Genomic DNA, 2,610 nt, shown 5'->3' on the forward strand with positions numbered 1-2,610 from the left:
AGCGTTCGTCCTGAGCCAGGATCAAACTCTCCAAATAGGTATTTAGAAAGAGCGATTGCTCATTTTGAAACATCTGACGAGAATTAAATTCTCATTTGTGAATCCACTTGCGTGAATTCGATACTCACTCGTTGTTCAGTTTTCAAAGATCAAGCTGTTCTCGTTGTCTGCTTAATGTCTCAGCAGCAACTCTTATAATATACCATGAACTCCGGAATAGTGCAACACTTTTTTTAAGAAAGTTTTACTCAACCGATCATTCATCTCATTCCGTTCCACAAACAATTATTTGTGTTCGTCAATGAATATATAATATACCATGTTACTAGAAAATAGACAACCCCTTTTATGTAAATAATATTTTTAAAACAACAGTTTATTTGTCTTAATGAATCTAGGGGATTTAAAAATATAACTTTACTAATGGATACATTACAGGGCATACATGCGAAGACTGTCCCTTCTTCCCTTAAGTTGAGCACTTCAAGGTATACGAAAACCACGTTAATTGGAATCCGCTGCTTTTATTTCATATGCTCTCCTTATTTGAAATTAGATAGTGTACAGCAACCATGGTCATAGTTTCAATAATTATAGGCAGTTGAATATCTCTCCACTCTGCCTCTATTTACTTCGCTTGGCATATTGAATAAATTGTACAAACTGTTCCTTAAGTTTAGTCTTATCAAGAATCATCGTAGTTTTATTATCAACTTGAAGTTGCTAGCCAATCTCTAAAAGCACATTACATGCTACCTCAAAAGTTCAATTGCATCCATATTCTGATCCTTAAACAGCTTCTGCCTCACATCACAATCCACGTAAGCACCGAGTCCAACATATTGTCCTACAGTATCAGCTACTTCTATATTTAGGTCAATACGTTCTCCCATACCAACCTTTACAAGAAGCGTATCTCCGTTTCGACTTTCTGAGTAACAGCCAACTGATTGGACAGAACAAGTCCTTTTTGCAGCAGGATGATTTCCCCCCTCTCTCCTGCCTTCAGATAATAAAACCTCAAATCTTTTAGCAAACCGGCCAGATTAACTAACTTTTTGTTCTCATTATGTTGGAGGGTAACTGGTACCTCAGAGATATATCCAATATCTTATACCCCGGTATCTTCAATTCATCACTGCCTTATAAGAATAATTTGATCGTTCGTTTAAAGGGTAATTAAACAACATACTGATTACTAGATCAAAGTCATGCTTTGGTATTTTCTATCTAGGACTTGTATGCAACCTGTTTGTGCCATAAACAAATGAGTAGCAGTGTAAAAAAGGCCACAAATATGCATCTGCTTCTCATATCAAGTGGCCAGGCGTCTATAGTTTTATTTTGTTGAAAAACCATTCGATTACGTGTCATTTTCATAGGTTCCACTATCTAACGGGCGCTTTACCCACCTATTACGTTTGCTTGGGATCATCAGAGTGCTGACGGGGTTAGGCAAAAGCTGAAGAATGACGTTGGTATCATAAGCGCGATCCACTAATACTTTACCCTAACTGAAGCCCAGTTCATAAAGAAGGCGATAGTTGGTGATGCATTCATGCTCCTGGCCAGGTGTCAATTCAAATCTAAACGGATAGCCAAGCGCGTTCACCATCGCATGAATTTTGTGGTTAAACATCCGCGCGAACATCTAATGGCTTGCCGATCCTGCCCCTTTTTGGACCAGTTCCATGTTGATAGTAGCATCAACCATGATTTGCTCCCAATTAGGTTCGATGGAGACATGTCTGCATATATAAGTGCTTATAAACAAAAAAACTCATGAAATGCTAAAAACATTTCATGAGTCTAATTAAAATATACCGACGAGAGGAGTCGAAGGTCCACGGTTTCACAAACGATTTTGAGTCTGGCGCATCTGCCATTCCGCCAAATCAGAATATCAATTATAAAAGATGCCGCAGAGACGGGGATTGCCTCCGCAATCTCCTGCATGGCAAGCATGTTAAGCCAACTACACCACAGTCTCAGATTGGTTACGGGGGCAGGATTTGGACCTGTGGCCTTCGGGTTATGATCCTGACAAGCTACCAGGCTGCTTCATCCTACATTTGCAAAATCATTATGCAATACATAGGGGAGTCTTTGAAGATCGAACCCCCGACCCTCTGCTTGTAAGGCATATGCTCTCCTTGCTAAGTTAAGCCTCCATAGTTATAAGGCATAGGGGATTCGAACCCCTATCATCTCAGTGAAGGGCAGGTGAATTGAGGACTTGCATAACGGGCTGTTCGCTTAATGTTTTCTCATAATAAATCAATATTTGTTCACCTTTTAGACCATAGCAACTACATTTGGTTCAAAGTTTGTTTCTTGTTCATTTAGAGGTACAAATCAAGTCATTTAAAGGCTCTAAGAAGAACTCTAGACTAGTGCTTAATAAGCCTATTCCTATCATCGATTCGATAAATTCTACGATCTCTTGGACTCCAAGCTGTCCTATTACAATTCTGAAAATACAAAAAAGCCCTTGCTGATTAACTCAACAAGGGCTCATGTGCTTGGCGGCGTCCTACTCTCCCAGGACCCTTCGGTCCAAGTACCATCGGCGCTGGAGGGCTTAACGGTCGTGTTCGGGATGGGTACGCG

The 2,610-nt window shown here is 40.0% G+C and carries 2 protein-coding genes and 1 rRNA gene; all 3 read right to left on the minus strand.

Annotated elements, in window-relative coordinates:
* Positions 1 to 752: 752 nt before the first annotated feature.
* Positions 753 to 893, minus strand: coding sequence for a hypothetical protein (locus ACFORK_RS28995; RefSeq protein WP_379205544.1), 141 nt, complete (start codon positions 891 to 893; stop codon positions 753 to 755).
* Positions 894 to 1,510: 617 nt separating this feature from the next.
* Positions 1,511 to 1,639 (minus strand): hypothetical protein, encoded by a 129-nt coding sequence (locus ACFORK_RS29000; protein ID WP_379205545.1) that lies wholly within the window; start codon positions 1,637 to 1,639, stop codon positions 1,511 to 1,513.
* Between the two features lie 881 nt (positions 1,640 to 2,520).
* Positions 2,521 to 2,610 (minus strand): 5S ribosomal RNA (gene rrf, locus ACFORK_RS29005); the annotation flags it as partial.

It is taken from the genome of Paenibacillus sp. GCM10012306, from assembly GCF_042649265.1.
GTDB lineage: Bacteria > Bacillota > Bacilli > Paenibacillales > Paenibacillaceae > Paenibacillus_AQ.